An 18723-nucleotide genomic window follows, 5' to 3' on the forward strand; every position below is an offset into this window, starting at 1 on the left:
AGACACCTACGCCACGGCGGCAGAGGTTCGGTATCTGGACTAGGACGTCGCTTCGGTGTGATCGAGCCATTGCGCGAACTCGTGCCGCAACTGCGCGATATCGAGCGGCTTGCCGAGGAGCCGCGCACCCGGAATCGCCGTCCCGATCTCCGCGCTGCGACCGTAGCCCGACACCAGCAGCACGCGGATTGCGGGCTGCACTTGCCGCACGGCGCGCGCGAGTTCATCGCCGGACATACCGGGCAGCGTGAGGTCGGTCAACAGCACGTCGTAGTGTTGCGTGTTCGCGAGCGGCAGCGCTGCTTCCGCGCTCGCGACCGCGGTGCACGCGAGACCTAGCGCGCCCAGCAGTTCGCCAAGCGCCTCGCGCGATTCGGTGTCGTCCTCGACGAACAGCACGCGTGCGGCTTCCTGGGCCGCCTTTTGCGGCCTTTTCTTCGGCTCTTTTTTCGACGTTTTCTGCGGCGCCTTCGTCGCGCCATACGTGTTGACGGTTTCGTACGCCGCGGGCGGAACGCATGCGGCGATACGCGCTTCTCGCATCTCGGCCGCGCGGTCCGCGCGGGTGGCGCCCGCGCGTAGAACGTTACGCACCAGACGGGCGAGATCGTCGCGCCGGTACGGCTTCGACAGCAGCGTGATGCCCGCGTCGAGCTTGCCGTGGTGGACGATTTCGTCGCGCGTATAGCCCGATGTGAACAGCGTGGGCAGCGGCGGGGTGCGCGCGGCCGCGCGTTGCGCGAGCTCGACGCTCTTCAGCTTGCCGGGCATCACGACGTCGGTGAACATCAGATCGATCGGCACGTCGCTGTCGATGAACTCGAGCGCCGCGTCGCCATTCGACGCGGTCAGCACCTTGTAGCCGAGCTGCGCGAGCATTTCGACCGCGGTCAGCCGCACGTCGGCATCGTCCTCGACGACGAGTATCGTTTCGCCGCCGCCAACCGATGCCGCGGTGCCGTCGACGGTCTCCGGCGTCTCCGCCTCGCAGCAGCGCGGAAACAACAGCGACACGGTCGTGCCGCGTCCCACTTCGCTTTCGATCGACACCTGTCCGCCGCTTTGTCGCGCGAAGCCGAACACCATGGACAGGCCAAGGCCGGTGCCGTGGCCGTCGGGCTTGGTCGTGAAGAACGGTTCGAACACGTGTTGCAGGACTTCGGGCGGCATCCCCGAACCGGTGTCGGCAACCGAGAACTCCACGTATTCGCCGGGCGACAGGTCGGGTTTGCCGCGGCAGAACGCGGCGTCGAGCGTGCGGTTGGTCGCGCGCACGGTGAGCACGCCGTCGGTGCGCATCGCGTCGCGTGCATTGATCGCGAGATTGAGCAGCGCGTTTTCGAGCTGATTGCGATCGACCTGCACGTTCCACAGATCGTCGCTGAGCACCGTGTCGATCCGCACCGTTTCGCCGAGCGCGCGGTGCAGCATCTCGCTCATGCCGGTCAGCAGGCGGCGCGGATTCAGCACGGTCGGCGACAGCGGCTGACGCCGCGCGAACGCGAGCAGATGCGCGGCGAGCTTCGCGCCGCGTCTGACGGCATCGGTCGCGGCGGATAGACGCCGCTGTGTGACGGGGTTGTCGTCGGCGTCGGCGGCGAGCATCTGCAGATTGCCGTTGATCACCTGCAGCACGTTGTTGAAGTCGTGCGCGACGCCGCCCGTCAGGCTGCCGATCGCTTCCATCTTCTGCGCCTGGCGCAGTTGCTCCTCGGCGAGCGCGCGCGCCGCGATCGAATCGGCGACGCGCTGTTCGAGTGTTTCGGTCAGCTGAAGAAGCTGCTGTTCGGCGATCTTGCGCTCGTGAATGTCGATCAGCACGCCCGGAAAGCGCGTTGGTTCGCCGTGTTCGTCGAACTGGCAGCGGCCGTTCGCCTGCACCCACATATAGCCGCCGCCGGGACGCCGGATCCGGTACTCGGCGCGAAACGGCTCGCCGCTGCGGATCGCTTCGGCGGTCAGGCGGTCGTTGAGCTCTTGGTCGTCGGGATGGATGATCTGCGTGGCCGCATCGCGCGTGACGCCTTTCGACGCTGTATCGCGCCCAAATGAAAAGGTGCGCGCGAAGCGTTCGTCGCCGGTAACCTCGCCCGTGCGCACGTCGAGCACCCAGGTGCCGAGCACCGCGCCGGTGTTCAGTGCAAGTTGCAGGCGTTCGTTGGTCTCGTGCAGTTCGGTTTCGGCTTGCTGGCGCAGGCGCTCGGTGAGCACGCGCCCGGTGGTTTCGACGACCATCGAGAGCACACCGGCCGGCGCGCCGCTGTCGCCCGCGACCGGGCTGTAGTACAGATCCATCCACACGTCTTCCGGCTTGCCGTCGCGCAGCAGCACGAGCGCCTTGTCGCGATACGACAGCGTGCCGCCAGCGAGACAGGTGGCCATTACGTGACGATTGAACTCGGCGACTTCGGGCCAGCCGTCTTCGACTGGACGGCCGAGCAGATACGGATGCCGGCCGCTCGCGAAGACCGCATAGGCGTCGTTGTAGATCATGTAGCCGGGCTCGTCCCACAACAGCACGAGCGGCATCGGCGACGCGAGCATCGTCAGGACCGTCGAGGTCAGACTGCGCTGCCAGTTTTCGATCGCGCCGAGGCTGGTCGCGCGCCAGTCGAATTCGCTGATGCGTCGCGCCATCTCGCCGCGCCAGCCGGCGCAGCCGTAGTCTTGTGCCGGAAAAGGCATGCAGCGCTCCACCTGAATTCACGTCGAAAATGGTCGGCTCGGGACCGAAGCTTCGCAGGCTTCGCGCAGCCTCGCGAGCTGCAATTATTGTATGGCACATCGCCATACCGTTGATGCTTCGCGGACGCTATTCGGGGTTTTGCCGGGTAAGCAGCCATGTCCGAAAACGTACCGATTCGGCACGTGGTTCGATGCACGGGCAACATTTACCGCGAAGTGCGTTTGCTGCACAGCGAAAGCGGAAGAAGCGCCCGCATTTTCCGGCGTGGATCGATACGCGCCGTACGCGCTATGCGAGGGATGCGAATGAAACTGAGGCGTCAGTTGGACAACGACAGATACTGCGAAGTCAACGGCACTGGCGGGAACGGCTGCAAACCGGTCTGCTTGTTGAAGCTATAGCGCACGTACACGGCCGCAAGCCACTCGCGATACTCATAAGCGTTGCCGAACGACGCGGTTGCGCCGACCGCGAGCTGCGGCGCGAGCTGATATTCGCCGACGCCGCTGATCGAATACGACACACCGGTCTTGCTCTGCCCCGGGTAGACGGCGGTCAGACCGTTGCCGAGGGATTGCGCGGCGGCGGCCGCGTCGCCCTGGCGCGACGAGCCGTCGTTCAGCGGGAAGTAGTTCGACGCGTCCTCGCGATAATGCTGCACGCCGATCGAGCCTTTCACGTCGTACGTAAACAGGCCTGCGCGGCCCGACCATTCGACCGGCAGATTCAGGATCACGTACTGCTGCGGACTGAAGTAGCCGCCCTGGCCGTATGTGAAGAACGACAGATTGCGGTTGTAGCCCATGATCGTCGTGTTCACGCCGACCGTCAGCGTCTGGTCGGCGTCTTTCAGCAGACGCGTGTAGACGCCGCCGCCGCCCTTGACCGCGTTGTTGCTCGGCACGTTGGTGCCCATGTAGTGCTGATACGACGCGTTCACGTACAGGCCGCTCGTGTCGTCGTCCCACGTGAGGCTGGCGCGCGCGCCGGTCGATGTGACGCCGCCCCATTCGAGGCCGGCGGCCGCATCGCGCGCGCCCGCGTACGACAGCAGGCTGTCCGTCACCGCGCGCCGCGCGACCGCGATCGAGTACGACACCTTGTCGGTGATGCCGCCGTTGTATTGCGCGCCGCCGACGATGTTGGTCTCGCGGAAGCCGATCGGCGTCACGCCGATATCGCCGCTGATGCTGCGGCTGTCGTAGCCGACCGACAGGCCCACACCGCTCGCGGTCTGGCTGCCGTAGTTGTTGGTGCCGTTTTGCGCGGCGTTCTTTGACGAGTTGGTCGAAAGCCCCGCGCCGAAGCGCGCGAGCGTCGAGGTGCTGTTCGACGCGGTGCCGGCGTCGAGCGTGACCGGGGTCGCGCTCACGACCACGTGGCCGTTGCCCGCCTTGATGCGCCCCTGGATCGGCGCCTCGATGTCGGTGAGCGACGACAGGCCGTCCTCGCCGACGCGATTGCGGAAGATCAGGCCGCCCGACACGGTGCTCGACTGCTCGCGATTGATCTGCGCGAGCTCTTCGGCGACGCCGAGCGTCTGCGCGTTCGCGGCGTTCGTCTGCGGGTTGTTCTGTGCGCCGCCGCCGGGCGGGTAGTACGGCTGCGCGTAGCCGGCCGGCGGTTGCGGAATGTACGGCTGCTGCGCGTAGTAGCCCTGATTCGGGTATGGCGGCTGCGGTTGATAGGGCTGCTGCTGTGGGTACGGCTGGTACGGCTGATATGGCTGATACGGCTGCGCGTAGCCCTGCTGCTGCGGATACGGCGGCGGTTGCTGCGCGTAGACCGGCGCGGGTTGGCTCGTTTTAGCGGTGCTCTTCTTCGTGTTCTTCTTTGCGCTGGCGCGTGTCGATCCGTACGGCAGCGGCGTCGTCGACGCGGCGTTGGCCTGCGCTTCGCGCGCGGCCGGCGACATCGGCCATGGTGTGGCCGCATAGCCGTCCTGCGCGCCGTAGGGCTGCTGCGGATACGCCGGCTGCTGCGCATAAGGCTGCGGCTGCGGATAACCCGCGTTGTACTGCTGCTGCGGCATCGGCTGCATGGGCGCTGGGCCTTGCCCCGGATAAGGCTGCAACGGCGCGCCCGACTGGCTCGAGCCGTAGGATTCCTGGCCGTAGCCGCCGACTTCGGCGGCGGAGCGGGGCGCTCCATACGGGGCGGCGACGGGTGCGGGCGGCGCGGCAGGCGCGTTATAAGGCGCCGCGGCGGGCGCCGTATAAGGCGCGACATACGGCGCGGGCGGAGGGGGCGGCGGATAGTTCGGCACGGTCTGCGTCGGCGAGGAAGACTGCGTATTCAGGAACGGAAGCGCGGGACGCGCGGCATGGTCGGCGTCGCTCGAAGTCGCGATCGCCGTCTTGCCTTCGAATGGATTGGTGCCCGGCAGCGGCGTCGCGCCGATCTGGCTCATCGCCGCTTCCCAGCCGCGCGGCACGTTGCCGCCTGCGGTACGGGGCGCGTTCGCGACCAGCGGCGTATTGGCCGCGACCAGTGAGCGTTGCAGATAGGTCGACGCGAGCGACAGCTTGCCCTGGGCGCGATACATGCGGCCCACGGTCGCGAGCACACCCGGATCGTTCGGTGCGAGGGCAAGCGCCTGGTTCGCGAGCGTTTCGGCGTAGCTGAACTGCTTCGAGCCGGCCGCGGCCGAAATCGCCGCCTGCAGCAGGCTCAGGTCGTCGGGGCGGCGCTGCAGCGCGACGCGGAAGCTCGTGAGCGCGTTGCGGTCGTCGCCCGCGCTCGCGTACATGCGGCCGAGCGCGGCCTGCAGGTCGGGGTTGTCGGGCATCGCGGCGAGCCACGGCGCGATCACCTCGTAGGCGCTCGCGAGATCGCCGCGCAGACGTACCGCGTCAGCCTGCCGGACGACGATGCCGAGATTCAGGTTGTCGAAGTCGGTGCGCTGCTGCGGCGTCAGTTGCATGCTCTGCAACTGGCGCATCACGTTGCCGAGCTCGACCTGCTGGTTGGCCGCGGACAGAATGCCCGCGTATTGCAGCAGCAGATCGGTGTTGCCCGGCGCCGCGCTCATCGCGGCACGCACGAGACTCAGCGCACGGCTCGGATCGCCGGCCTGCTGGTACGCGCCGGCGATCACGCCGATCAGCTCGGGGTTGTTGCCGGCCACCGGCTCGGCGGCGCGCAAGGTCGCGATGGCCTGCTGCGTCTGGCCGTTCTTCGCCATGCGCGTCGCGAGATCGGCCTGCTGATGCACCCACAGCCGATGCTGCAGCGTCGTCATCGCGTCGGTGCGCTGCGCGGGCGCAATGCGGTCGAGCTGCGCGAGACCGGTCGACCAGTCCTGGGTTTCCGCCGACAGCAGCGCGCTCGCGTACAGCGCATCGGTCATGTCCGGATGGGTGGCGAGCAGACCGTCCATCATGCTGCGCGCATTCGCGACCGCGCCCTGGCGCACGTAGATGCGCGCGAGGTCGAGCCGCAGCCACGGATCGTCGGGCTTGTTCAGCAGCGCGTCCTCGAACAGGCTGCGCGCGGTGCCGAGATCGCCGCGCGCTTCGGCCGCGCGTGCCTGCGCCGCCTGCGCGTCGCCGCGCAAACGGTCGATGCCGCCGACCTTCGCCTGTTGCTCCGCGTTCAGCTGATTGGCGAACTGCAGCGCCTCGTCGGCGCGGCCCTGGGCGGCGAGCGCGCCGACGAGGCCGCGAATCGCGTCCGGGTTGTCGGCCTGGCGGCGCAGCGCCATCCGGTACGCCTGCTCGGCGCCGGCCGGGTCGCCGGTCTGAAGCAGCATTTCGCCGAGCTGCACCTGCGCGGTCACGTCCGAAGGATTCAGCGCGATTGCGCGCTCGAACAGCGCCTTCGCCTTCGCGAACTCGCCGTTGCTGCGCGCGCCGATCGCTTCGCTCGTGTAGGTCCAGTAGGTCGCGCTGTCGAGCGCGGTTTTCCAGCGCGCCGGATTGGGGCCGCGCGACGCGCGCTCCAGGTAGTTGCGCGCGTCGGCGAAATGCTCCTGCTTCAGCGCGGCGATGCCCATGCCGCCGAGCGCGTCGGTATCGTTAGGACTGTTTGCGAGCACCGACGAGAACCTGGCGCGCGCGGTCACGATATCGTCGCGGTCGAGCGCGGCGAAGCCCTCGGCGATCACGCGGCCGCGCGCGTCGGCGGCGGCGTTTTGCTGCGCGCGGGCGCGCGCCGCGGCGTCCTGCTGCACCATCGAGTCGAAGCGCGCCTTCACCGCGGCATCTTCACCGGCGGTCTGGAAAAACGACTCGTACAGCGCGGCGTCGGAGGGCCGCGCATCGAGCCACAGCAGCGCCTGGCGCCAGCTCTTTTTGGCCGCCGCGCCGACCGAGGTGTCGCCCGCGAGCTTCTGCAGCCGCGCGATACCGTCGCGCCGCGTGACGTCGCGATAGGTCAGATGCTGCGCGTACGCGAGTGCGAAGCGCGGGTCGTTCGGGTTGTCGTGCGCGAGCTGTTCGAGGCCCCGGCGCGCTTCGTCCCACCCCTGCGGCGTCGCCGACAGCGCCTGGTAGTACTCGAGTTGCAATTGCGGCGTGGCGGGTTTGCCGGTCAGCGCGCGCTGATACTCCTGCACCGCACTCGCGCTCTGACCGGCTTGCGCGAGCCGGCGCGCTTCGTTGATCGTCTGATCGCGCGGGCTGGTCTGGCCCAGCCGGCGGCCGAGCTCATCGAGATTCGGATAGTTCGGCGCGGCCGCCTTCAGCCGCGCGAGGTACTGCTGCGCGCCGGCGCCGTCCTTGCGGTCGGCCAGCACCATGCCCATGCCGAACAGCGCGTCGGGCTGCTTCGGATCGATGCTGAGCACCTTCTGCCAGGCCTGCTCGGCGAGATCGCCGCGCTGATGCGACTGCCAGTACTTGCCCTGATCGATCAGCACGGTGAGCGGATCCTGGGTCGCCTGCGCGAGCGCATCGGGCGCGGTCGCGGCCGCGCAGAGCACCGCGCCGACGGACAGCGCGATGCGCAGCGACGCGGCCAGAGCGTTCAATCGCATGCGGCCCTCCACGCGGGCACGAGACTGCCGGCTTCATCGAAGCGGAAGCGCCCATCGATGAACCCCGTGCCGAACAGACCCAGCACACGATCGTAGTAGACCGGTTCGCGGCCCGGCACGCTCGCGTCGAGCGCGGCGAGCCGCGTGCGCGCGAGGCCGAGGCCGTGCTCGTCGCCCAGTGTCTTGAAGTACGGCGCGAGCGCGCCCCAGTAGCTGAGCGGGCCTTCGCCGCTCGACGCGCCAGTGGTTGACGACACCTTCTCCGGCGGGAAGCCGTTCTGCGCGACCTTCGCGCGCATGCCGCCGAGCGCGCCGAGCCACGGCTTCGCGAGCGGATCGGCCGGCGACGCGAGGCCGGCCCACAGATAGACGCGGATCGCGTCGTAGCTGCCGACGTCGCCATTCTTCGGATCGACGACGAACCGGCCGTTCTGCCACGCCGCCCAGTCGGGCGCGAAGCCTTGCGGCGACACGGTTTTGACGAACTGGTAGGCGTTGTCGGCGAGCTTGGCCCACGGGCCGTCCGGCACCTCGTGCGCGAGCGCGCGCAGCACCGGCAGCGGCAGATAGCTCGGGTTCAGACGCGTGACGCTGCCGTTCCTGAAACCCTGCGCGCCCGGCAGCAGCATCGGCCCGAGGCCGGACAGATTCGCGACTTCGTCGTGCGCGATGCGCTCGGCCAGCGCCTGACCGAGCTGCGTGTAGGCGGGGTTGTGCCACAGACGGCCCGCCTGCAACAGATCGTAGGCGATCCAGAGGTCGGAATCCGATGCCGAATTCGGATCGAGCACACCGTACGAGCCGTCCGGCTTTTTGCCCCATTGCCACGCGGGCAGCCGCAGGCTCTGCGGGTCGAACTGGTTGCCCGCGAGATTCGCGCGGGTCCAGCCGAGCAGCTTGTCGAAGGTCGCCCGGTCGTTGGCGACCAGCGCGAAAAAGAGCGCGTAGGACTGGCCTTCCGAGGTGGTCTGCTGGGTCGGCGTCGAGTAGTCGATCACGCGGCCGTCGGCCTGCACGAAGCGTTGCACGAAGGTTCGCCAGGCGCTCCAGTCGCCGCAGGCGGCGCCGTTCTGCGCGGCCTGAGCGGGGCCGCTCGAAGCCGCAAGACTCGCCGACGCCGCGATGCCGATCCCGAGCGCCAGCGCAAAAGAGCTTCTTCTGTCGATCCTAAACCGCATACGAGTCATATCCGTTTCCATCAGTCCTTCAGTCGACGCGCGGCAAGCGCGCGCAGCGTCCGGTAGCACAGGCCCGCGATGATCAGCGCGGCGAGCACGCCGCCGAACAACAGCAGCAGCGGATGCGACGACAGCGCCCAGCGCAGATACTCCTGCGGCGACAAATGGCCGACATAGTATGCGGAGCCGTTCGACGTGATGGTGACGTCGCGGCCATGGATCACGGCCATCGCGCCTTGAATCTTCGGCAGCACGTCGGCGTCGAGCAGCGCGGCGGACAGGTCGGCGTCCGACGGACCGGCCGCGCTGATCAGCGCAACCGCGCTGCGGCCGCTCTGCAGCGGCGACTCGAAGCCGGTCAAGAGCGCCGCGCCGTTCGAGCTGACCATCGTCAGATCGGCGCGCGCGGGTGTGCGCTCGACGCCGCGCTCGCCGTGCCACCAGTCCCGCAGCTTGAACACGAGGTCGGTGAGCTGGAACGTGTGCGCGTCGCCGTTACTGGAGAACGGCATCGACTTCGACCAGCGCTGCAGCAGCGGCTGCTTGCCGGGCGCGCCGAACACCAGCAGGTCCTTGTCGGCGAAGTGGTCGACGTCGGCCGCATGGGTGACGGTCACACCGGCGACCGGAAAGCCGGTCGATTCGCCCATCCGGCCCATCGTCAGCAGATACAGGCTGTAGTCGCTCGCGTCCGGGTCGTCCGGCAGCACGACGGCGGTCTCGGAGAGATCCGCCATCCGCGTGAACGGGAAGCCGCTGTTGGCGAACGCGGCCAGGTCGGGCAGCGCCATGTAGTGCGGGAACGACGACAGATCGATCGTCGAGTTCGGATCGATCGCGCCGACCACGTTCTGCAGCAGGCGGCCCGCGCATTCGCCGGTGTTCGGGATGTCGTAGTAGAAGTGCAGGCGCAGCTGTGTGCGCGGCGTCATCAGGAGCGGCGGGATGCGGATGTTGCGGCGCGCGTCGGCGGTGCCGTCGGGCATGATCAGGTTGAAGTAGCGGCTCAGCTCGAACACCGACGTAGAGCGTGCCGGAATCGGCAGCGCCTGCACGAAGCCGTTGTTCACGCTGATGTTCAGCGACGAGCGGTCGCGCTTGGGCCGCACCGTGTAGCGGTAGCGCAGAGCGATCGGCGCGCCGCGCGTGTGCCACATGAACAGATCGGGCGCTACACGCATGTTGATGCGCACCGCGTCGGCGTCGTAGCCGAACACGGTCAGGTCCTTCGGATCGGCGAGTTCGCCGAAGCGCACCGCGCGGTCGGTCGCCAGCCAGTTCGGAGCGTCGTACGGCACGCGCGGCGTGATCGCGTTCAGCGACGTGATCGTCGCGCTCGCGCCGGACAGCGTGCTATGGCCGATGCCGAGCGACTTCGCGGCGGTCTTCAGCTCGGCCTCGTCGCGGCCGAGCACGAGCAGCAGCTTGCCGCGCGCGTTCGCATCGCGCTCGACCACCGCGATGGTCGGCCCGGTGATCTCGGGAATCGTCACGCCGGCCGGATGCTGGTCGCTGGTCGCGAACACGACCGCGTTGCCTGACAGCGGCGGGTTGTCGAGCTGGGTCGGAAACAGCGCGCCGCGATAGCCGGCGAGCGAGCCGAACCATGACGCGACGATGCCGGCCGCTTCGAGCGTGCCGTTGCCGGGTTTCTGCGCGAACACGAACGGCAGTTCGAGGCGGCGCACGTCGCGGCGGTCGAAGAACGGCTGCGGCAGAGCGGCCAGTTCCGCCTTCGTCGCGAGCGACGAGTAGGTCAGGTCGAGCGAGCTCGCGTTGCTGATCGTCGCCCACAGCGACGAGTTCGCGGGGTCTTCGCAGGCGGTCGTGTAATGGCCGATCAGTTGCAGGTTCAGGTGGTTGAACTCGGTGATGAAGCGCGGATCGATCGTGATGTCGCGCGCGACCAGCATGCCGGCCTGCTCGTGCGGCAGCGGCAGTGTCGCGGCGACCTCGCCGTTGATCAGCACCTTCAGTTGCGACAGGTTCGCCAGCAGCGCGGGCGAGTAGCTGTAGATTAGATGCAGCGTCGCGCCGGTCACGACCTCGTCGCCGCGCACCGAGAACGCGATGCCGTTCTGGCCGTCGACGCCGCGCAGTTGCAGCGGGTCGAGCGCGCCGAAGTCGGCAAACGTTAGCGTTTGACGACGGCCTCCGGGCACCAGCGTGCCGGGCTCGGCGGTAGTCGGCGTGCGCATGCCGAGCGCCTTCACCGACGACGCCGCGAGCGCGGGCGTCGGCGCGGCGAGCTGGTCCTGAGCGATTGCGTTCGGATCGAACGGTACCGCCGCGCTCGGCGCGGGCACGTTGCCGACACCGGTCGCGACTTGCGGGGTTTGCGCCGCGGCGGCGGTTGCCGGAGCAGCCGCTTCAGCGAGCGGCACGAACGACGCCAGCGCGGTCTGCAGCGCAAGCCAGCAGGCGACGCCGCGCATGATTCGCCGCGAGTGTCGCGAGCCGTGGAGGGCGAACAGACGCGATTGGGGTTCCGTGCTGTTGCGCCCGTGAGCCGGGTGTTCGGTCTTGTCGTTCGGCATCCGGTAGCCCATAGATCAGTCTTTCGTTTTTAGCTTCTTGACGTCCGCGGGACGGCTTTTGATCGAACTGCGCAAGTCGTCGTACAGATGCTCGAACAGACCCGCGATGCCGCGCACGCCGACCCTCAGCACATGCGACAGGCCGCGCAGCGGCGTGTCCGTCTCGCGTCCCTCGGCCCAGCCGGTCCACGCGTCCGCGCGGGCGAAGGTGGTCTTCACGAACTCGTACTCCTGTTCGGGCGACAACGACGAAAAGCGCAGGCCCACGCGGCCCGGCCCGGTAAAACTGACGGTGGCGGGAAACGCGTACTCTTCGTCGCCGCGGAATAGCGACACGGTCACGGGCTCCTGCATCGGCACTTCGATCATGCTGGGCAGCGCGACACCGACACCGCCTTCCGAGTAGTCGATCGTTTCGCATGCGAGCGTGCGGCCGGTCGAGAACTTCAGCATCACCGGCATCTTCATCGCGACGCGGGGCACCGCGCGGATCTGGCGACGCTCGCTCGCGGCGGCCACGCTCGCGCCGAGGATCAGCATGTTGTAGCTGGTCCACGCGAGATTGAGCAGCGTGGTCTCGACGATGCTGCGCACGTGCCAGTTCAGATAGATGTGCACGAGACCCGCGAGGAAGCCGAGCAGGTTCAGGAGCAGCAGGAACAGATACGGCCGCGAGATCGACCAGTCGAAGTAGCTCTTCTCGATCACGCCGCCCTTGGCCGTCACGTTGAACTTGCCGAGCTTCGGATTGATCAGCGCGAGCAGCGTCGGCGCGGTGATGTACGACGCGAGCACCGACTCGTACACCTCGGCCCAGAACGAATGGCGGAACATGCGCTGCATCCGCGAGTTCGTGATGCTCGCGTGCATCATGTGCGGCAGCGCGTAGATCGCGATCGTGCTGGCCGCCGCTTCGATCACATGCGCGCCGAAGAACAGGTACGACAGCGGCGCGGTCAGGAACACGAGACGCGGCACGCCGTAGAAGAAGTGCATCATCGCGTTCAGATAACAGAGCCGCTGGCCGATCTTCAGCCCCTTGCCGGTGAGTGGATTGTCGATCCGGAAGATCTGCGTCATGCCGCGCGCCCAGCGGATGCGCTGGCCGATGTGACCCGACAGGCTTTCGGTCGCGAGGCCGGCGGCCTGCGGAATCGCCAGATACGCGGTGGTGTAGCCGAGGCGGTGCAGCTTCAGTGCGGTGTGCGCGTCTTCGGTCACGGTTTCCACCGCGATGCCGCCGATCTCTTCGACCATGCTCCGGCGCAACAGCGCGCACGAGCCGCAGAAGAACGTCGCGTTCCACAGATCGTTGCCGTCCTGCACGAGGCCGTAGAACAACTCGCCTTCGTTCGGCACCTTGCGGAAGGTGCCGAGGTTGCGCTCGAACGGGTCGGCGGAGAAGAAGTGGTGCGGCGTTTGCAGCATCGACAGCAGCTTGTCGCGCAGGAACCAGCCGAGGCCGATCTGCAGGAACGAGCGGGTCGGAATGTGATCGCAGTCGAAGATCGCGAGGTACTCGCCGCTCGTGATCTTCATCGCCTCGTTGATGTTGCCGGCCTTCGCGTGACGGTTGTGCGTGCGGATCGTCCAGTTCACGCCAACTTCCTCGCAGAACGCCTTGAACTCGGGGCGGCGGCCGTCGTCGAGCACGTGGATCGACATCTTGTCGGCCGGGTAGTCGAGCGCGAGCGCCGCGTAGACGGTCGGCTTCACGACGGCGAGCGGCTCGTTGTAGGTCGGGATGAACACGTCGACGGTCGGCCATTCGTCGCGATTGGCGGGCAGCGGCATCGGCTTGCGCTTGAGCGGCCACGCGGTCTGGAAGTAGCCGAGCATCAGCACGAGCGTCGCGTAAACCTCGGCGGAGACGAGCAGCAAACCCCAGGCGGCGTCGAGCGGCTGCTCCCAGCCGGTCGTTTCGGTCAGACGCCAGTACATGTAGCGGCCCGACGCGACGATCGACAGCATGATCATCACCATCGTCGCGTAGCGGCCGGGCAGACGCCGAAACATCAGCGCGAGCACGAAGCACAGCGTCGCGAAGGTCAGCTGCTGATAGAACTCGAGCGGCACCGTGAACACGAAGTACAGCATGTACAGCGCGAGCAGCGTGACGAGCCCGGTGACGATGCGGCTGTTCCAGAAGTTCGCTTCGATGAAGCGTTCGAACCGCGAAGGCTCGCCGCCCTCGGGTTCGCGGGAGGAGGCTGGGCTGCTCATGCGACGTTCCTCGGCTGGGCGGCGATCGCGTCGAGCGCCGCCATGAGCCACGCGCCGCACGCGCGCAAATCGGCGGCGGCCTGGCTCAGTGGATCGTAGTGAATCAGCGTCGTGTCGCAGGCGAGCGCTTCGCTGACGCCTTCGTCGAGATGAATCACGCCGGGGAACACCTTGCCGGCGAGCATCTGGCGCAACACCTTCAGCACGTCCTTGGTCAGCTGGCGCGACTGGTCGATCTGGTTGACCACGTAGCCGACGCCGCCGAAGTCCGCGCGCGGCGCCGCGTAGGTTTCGATCAGCCGCTCCATGTGCGGGATCGCCGCGTACGACGCGGCGTCGGCGAGCACGATGTTCAGCGCGAAGGTGGCCGCGCTCAGCGCGGTTCGCACGTAGACCGACGAGCCGGGCGGCGTGTCGATGATGACGATGTCGGACGCATCGAGCCGCAGGCTCTGCAGCGACTGCGCGAGCCATTGCGGATGCTGGTCGATATGCGCCTCGAGGCGGCGGCGATCGTCTTCCAGCAGCGCGCCATAGGGCAGCACCGTCACGCCGTCGATGCCGTCGAACATCACCGTTTGCCACGGGTTGCCGGAGAGCGTTGCGCGCGACACGCCGTCGATGCTGTCGAGCGGCACGCCGAAGTGCAGACGCAAGGCGTTCTGCGGATCGAGATCGAGCGCGATCACGCGCCGGCCGCTGTTGGCGAGCACGGAGGCGAGATTGGCGGCGAGGGTGGTCTTGCCGACCCCGCCTTTGGCGGATACCACGGCAATGACTTTCATGGCCGACGCGAACCGTTGCTGAGCCAGGACGGGAAGCCGCCGCGCGCGGGACCGCCGGATGGCTGGGCGCTTTGCACGGGCGTGCCGCGCAGACGGTCGAAGAGCGAGTTCAGCGACGTGGTTTGGGGCGCGGGCACGGCAGCTTGCGGCGGCGCGGATGGGTTCTGCGCGGCAAACATCTTGCCGAGGATCGACGGTGGTTGGGCCGGTTGCGCGGGCGGGACAGCGTAGGTAGGTTGCGTGGCCTGTAACGGTTGCATCGGCGCTGCCGGTGCGGCGCTGACGCTAGGTGCGACCCATGCGGGCGCGGTCGGTGGAACCGAAGCTTGCGACGCTGCCGGAGCCGGTGCGGATACCGGCGGGATCGGCGCGATAGGCGCGATAGGCGCGATATGCGCGGGTGGGGCAGCAGCCGGCACGCCGGGCGCGGCAGCGATGCCCGATGACGCGACGCCCGCCGCCGCCGCGCGCGCGGCAGCCTCGTCGGGTTCATCAGCGGTTCTGAAGCGCGACGCGCCACTCGGCGCCGCCGGCTGCGCGGGAGTCGCCGGCACCGGTGGAATGTCACGCCGGTGAGGGCGCGTGAACAGCGGCGCCTTCGCGCGCGTCACCGATGCCATGTCCTTCGGTGTCGTGTCCTCATGGACGGCGACGGGCCGTGGCGCCACGCTCGCCGGCGGCTGCTGTTTCGGGTCGCGAAGCTGGCCGATCGCCGGAATGGCCGGCTGCGTCAGTTCGAGCGTGACGAGCAGCGGCCAACGGGTGCGCGCGGCGCGCGCGTCGTTTTCGCGACCGATCTCCTGGTACGCGTTGGCGTCGCCGCCGAATTGCTCGAACAGTTTTTCGATGTCGCTCGATGAACTCATGATGCCGTCGTCTGGTACATACCGTGCATTGCCCCGAGCCGATGTCTCGGAGCGCTGTTTTATTTGAACTGCCTTTCCTGCTTCCACGCGTCGGCTGTATCGACGTCGCACATTTTTTGCGCTACTACCGCACTGTCTTGAACCTGGTATGTCGTTCCGCAGAGCCGCTGATGCTCAGGCGGGATGACGGCCGAGGCGGAATTCGAGCGAGCTGTCCTCGCCGAATGCGCTCGTCTGCACGACCGACAAACCCTGCGCGCCCAACGCGCTCAACCACGTCTGATAGGCGCCTTCGAGAAACGCCGGCGTCCAGGCAAGCGCCGAATCGCCGAAGGCCAGCAGCGGCGCGCAATAGTGAATGATGCGCAGCGACTCCGCCTCATCGGCGAGTGCGACATAACCCCAATCCATCTGTTCCCAGTGAGCGTTCAACACCTGCTCGAGCTCGGCCGTCGATGAGCAGGCGGGCAGCGGATGCGCGAGCGCGAAACGATTGCCGACGCGATGCATCAGCTGACGCAATTCGTCGCGGCCGATTTGCGCTTCGAACTCGCTCGCCAGTGCGCTCAGCATGCCGCGCCACTGCGGTGAGATCTGGCGTTCGAGCAGATATTCGAGGATTGGGACCATGTTTTTCGGAAGTGGTCGCTGCCTGTTGCACATTCGCAAACGTTTGCCCAATTGAGCAGCGGAGTCGTTCGGCAATCGCACGCCGCGCCATTTACGTCATTTCTACCGGAATGTCTAGCGTGTCCGGCACACTCGTCAGAAGTCTACTTAAGACAGTGACTTTTAGCCAATTTCCATTGATGCGCATTCGAGACACATGAATTACGTAATTTTTGCTGATTCAAACTAAATTGAAACGTTTGCCTTCGCTTCATGCAAAAAGACTTGCGCAACATAGAAATCATGCATTCGGCGAGTGGTAATTCGCGCGAATCGAATTGCGGCATTGCCTGAAATCGTAATGAAAGTTATCGTCGCTTGCCGGCAGGGCCGAGAACGATCTCCGATTCAAAACAATTCGTAATGGGTACGCGGCGAACGTTAGCCATAAATGTTTATCGAACGTTTGCCGATAACCATTGGCGGAGTGACCGGAAACCCAGCCTGATCAGCCTCTATGTCTGCCATCCCAACGCAGCACCTGTCCCAGCCGAGTATGCGTGAGCGCTTTCACCGGCGCTCGCTCGAGCATCAGCGGCCGCTTGCCCTCGTGAAGCTGGGCTTCACGGTGCTTGCGTTCCTGTCGATGGTGGCGGCGCGCGAACTGGTCGGCGCGCCGGCCGCGCCGCTCGGATACCGGCTACTGTGCGCGTTCGTGCTTGCGCTGCTGGTACTGGCGATCCCATCCACGAAATCGACGGCGCTGTTCGGCGCAATCTGCGTCGCATACGAGCTGGTGCTGATCGGCGGGCTCGTGCTGAATGCGCAAGGCCTGGCACAGCCGTTGCCGTGGCTCTTGCCGGCGTTCGTCGTGATACCGATCTGCGCGGCGCCGATATGGCTCACGCCCGCGCATTTCGCCACCGGCAGCGCGCTGTTCTACGCGGTGGCGATCGCGTTGCTGCGCGGCAAATCTCAGGCGCCCGAGGTCGACGTGGCCGTGTGGACGTGGGTCATCGCAATCGGCGCGCCGACGACGGCGGTGTTCCATTTCGCCTTCTACCATTTCCGGCGCAATCACTTTCTGCTCGAAAGCCAGCTCGCGCAGCTCGCCGCGACCGATTCTCTGACGGGCCTGCAAAACCGCCGCTCGTTCGTCAAGCACGCGGAGGCACGACTTGAGACGCTGGCGCCGGGCGCGCAGATCAGCGCGATCTTCCTCGACATCGACAGCTTCAAGTCGCTCAACGACCGCTTCGGCCATGCGGTCGGCGACCATGCGCTGTTTCAGGTCGCGCAGGTGCTGAAGGACGCGGTCGCGCTTTACCACAGCGTGAGCCGCATCGGCGGCGAAGAGTTCGCGCTGCTGATCGACGACGACCTCACCGGCGCGCTGCAATTCGCCGAGCGGCTGCGCCTCGACATCTCCGCGATCGAACGGCCGGACGGCAATCTCACCGCGAGCTTCGGCGTGGCCGAGCACCGGCGCGGCGAAAGCTTCATGGTGCTGCTCGATCGCGCGGACGAAGCGTTGCTGCGGGCGAAGCAGACGGGCCGCAACCGTGTCTGCGCGGAGCGCGCGCTACCGTTCGACGCGCTGCAGCTGCCGTTCGACGACGTGCTTGCGCCGCGTTACCGCTGGGAAGACTTCTATCTGATCTCGCACTTCCAGCCGCTCTACAGCCTGTCGCATCAGAAGCAGGTCGGTTTCGAGGCGCTGCTGCGCGGTGAGCACGACGACGGCACGCTGGTGCCGCCGGTCGTGATGTTCGCGCCGAAGCCGTCGAGCGACGAAGGCGCGCTCGACCGCGCGAGCCACGCGGTGCATCTCGGCAACGCGCGCCGCGCGCTGCCCGGCGATGCGTGGCTGTTCCTGAACATCCTGCCGTCCACCTTCGTCGCCGACGGCTATGCCGACCAGTTGACGAAGATCGTGCGCGCCGCGGGGCTCGAACCCGAGCGCGTGATTCTGGAGATCCTCGAATCGCATGGCAGCAGCGTCGACGAGATGTCGCGCGCGGCGGCGCGCTATCGCCAGCACGGCTTCCTGATCGCCGTCGACGACTTCGGCGCGGGCCAGTCGAACCTCGACCGGCTGCTGCGGATTCGGCCGGACATCGTGAAGCTCGACGGCGAGCTGATTCGCGCGACCACGCACGGCACGCAGCAGCCGATCCTGCCGAAGCTGGTCTCGCTGCTGCATCAGGCGGGGATGCTGGTGGTCGTCGAAGGTGTCGAGACGACCGACGAGCTGATTCTCGCGGTCGAGTCGAATGTCGATTTCGCGCAGGGCTATCTGCTCGGGCGGCCCGCTGTCGAGATCGCGCCGCCCGAGTCGGTGCATCGCCAGATCGACGATGCATTCGACGTCATCGCGCAGGGCCGCGCGCATCAGTATGCGTTGTTCGAATCCGAGCTGGAGCCGTACCGGGTCGAACTGCGGCGCGCGGCCGACGGCTTGCGCGCCGGCGTCACGATGGACGACGCGTTCGCGCTGCTCGCGACCTTCAAGCGCTGCATCAGCTGCTTCCTTCTCGACGATACCGGCCGCCAGATCGGTCATGAGGTGCGCGGGCCGGCATGGTGCAAGGACGCCGCGTCGCTGCAGCCGGTCGCGAATCCGCGCGATGCGCGCTGGGATCATCGGCCGTACTTCCGCAATGCGGTGCTGCTGCCCGGCGAGGCGATCACCAGTAATCCGTATCTGTCGCTCGCGAGCGGGCGGCCGTGCATCGCGGTGACACTGGCCGTGCAATTGGCGAACGGGCGCTGTGTGATGGGGGTCGAGCTGGATTGGTCGGCGCGAGGCTTGCCCTGGCCGGCGGGGGAGTAGGGGAAGGCCGCGAGCGCGGATGGGGGGCGGC

Annotated in this window: 9 protein-coding genes; 1 reads left to right on the forward strand and 8 read right to left on the reverse strand. The window is 67.1% G+C overall.

Annotated elements, in window-relative coordinates:
* Positions 1-39 precede the first annotated feature (39 nt).
* The 8 genes from AB3X94_RS28275 to bcsD form a co-directional block, all read right to left on the reverse strand.
* Positions 40-2685, reverse strand: a complete 2646-nt coding sequence (locus tag AB3X94_RS28275; protein WP_368613315.1) for a response regulator — start codon at positions 2683-2685, stop codon at positions 40-42.
* Between the two features lie 320 nt (positions 2686-3005).
* Positions 3006-7661: a cellulose synthase subunit BcsC-related outer membrane protein gene (locus AB3X94_RS28280; RefSeq protein WP_368613316.1), complete on the reverse strand. Its 4656-nt coding sequence runs from the start codon at positions 7659-7661 to the stop codon at positions 3006-3008.
* The gene (gene bcsZ, locus AB3X94_RS28285) at positions 7652-8839 is read right to left on the reverse strand and encodes a cellulose synthase complex periplasmic endoglucanase BcsZ (protein WP_176107825.1); all 1188 of its coding nucleotides are present in this window, start codon (positions 8837-8839) and stop codon (positions 7652-7654) included. The genes AB3X94_RS28280 and bcsZ overlap by 10 nt, the downstream gene beginning before the upstream one ends.
* A 20-nt stretch (positions 8840-8859) precedes the next feature.
* On the reverse strand, positions 8860-11388 hold the full coding sequence (bcsB, locus tag AB3X94_RS28290; protein WP_368613317.1) for a cellulose biosynthesis cyclic di-GMP-binding regulatory protein BcsB: 2529 nt from the start codon (positions 11386-11388) through the stop codon (positions 8860-8862).
* Between the two features lie 3 nt (positions 11389-11391).
* Positions 11392-13599 carry a UDP-forming cellulose synthase catalytic subunit gene (gene bcsA / locus AB3X94_RS28295; protein WP_176107827.1) on the reverse strand — a complete coding sequence of 736 codons (2208 nt, stop codon included), beginning with the start codon at positions 13597-13599 and terminating at the stop codon, positions 11392-11394.
* Entirely contained in the window at positions 13596-14384 is a 789-nt protein-coding gene (gene bcsQ, locus AB3X94_RS28300; protein ID WP_176366711.1) for a cellulose biosynthesis protein BcsQ, read from the reverse strand. The genes bcsA and bcsQ overlap by 4 nt, the downstream gene beginning before the upstream one ends.
* Complete coding sequence (gene bcsP / locus AB3X94_RS28305; protein ID WP_368613318.1) at positions 14381-15250, reverse strand: cellulose biosynthesis protein BcsP; 870 nt, start codon at positions 15248-15250, stop codon at positions 14381-14383. Before bcsP ends, bcsQ begins: the two co-directional genes overlap by 4 nt.
* Before the next feature lie 174 nt (positions 15251-15424).
* Positions 15425-15880 (reverse strand): cellulose biosynthesis protein BcsD, encoded by a 456-nt coding sequence (gene bcsD / locus AB3X94_RS28310; RefSeq protein ID WP_368613319.1) that lies wholly within the window; start codon positions 15878-15880, stop codon positions 15425-15427.
* A 496-nt stretch (positions 15881-16376) separates the two neighbouring features.
* On the opposite strand from bcsD, the gene AB3X94_RS28315 reads away from it, so the two are divergent.
* On the forward strand, positions 16377-18692 hold the full coding sequence (locus AB3X94_RS28315; RefSeq protein WP_368613320.1) for an EAL domain-containing protein: 2316 nt from the start codon (positions 16377-16379) through the stop codon (positions 18690-18692).
* Positions 18693-18723 lie beyond the last annotated feature (31 nt).

The sequence above is a fragment of the Paraburkholderia sp. BR10923 genome (assembly GCF_040948765.1).
GTDB classification, from domain to species: Bacteria; Pseudomonadota; Gammaproteobacteria; order Burkholderiales; family Burkholderiaceae; genus Paraburkholderia; species Paraburkholderia youngii.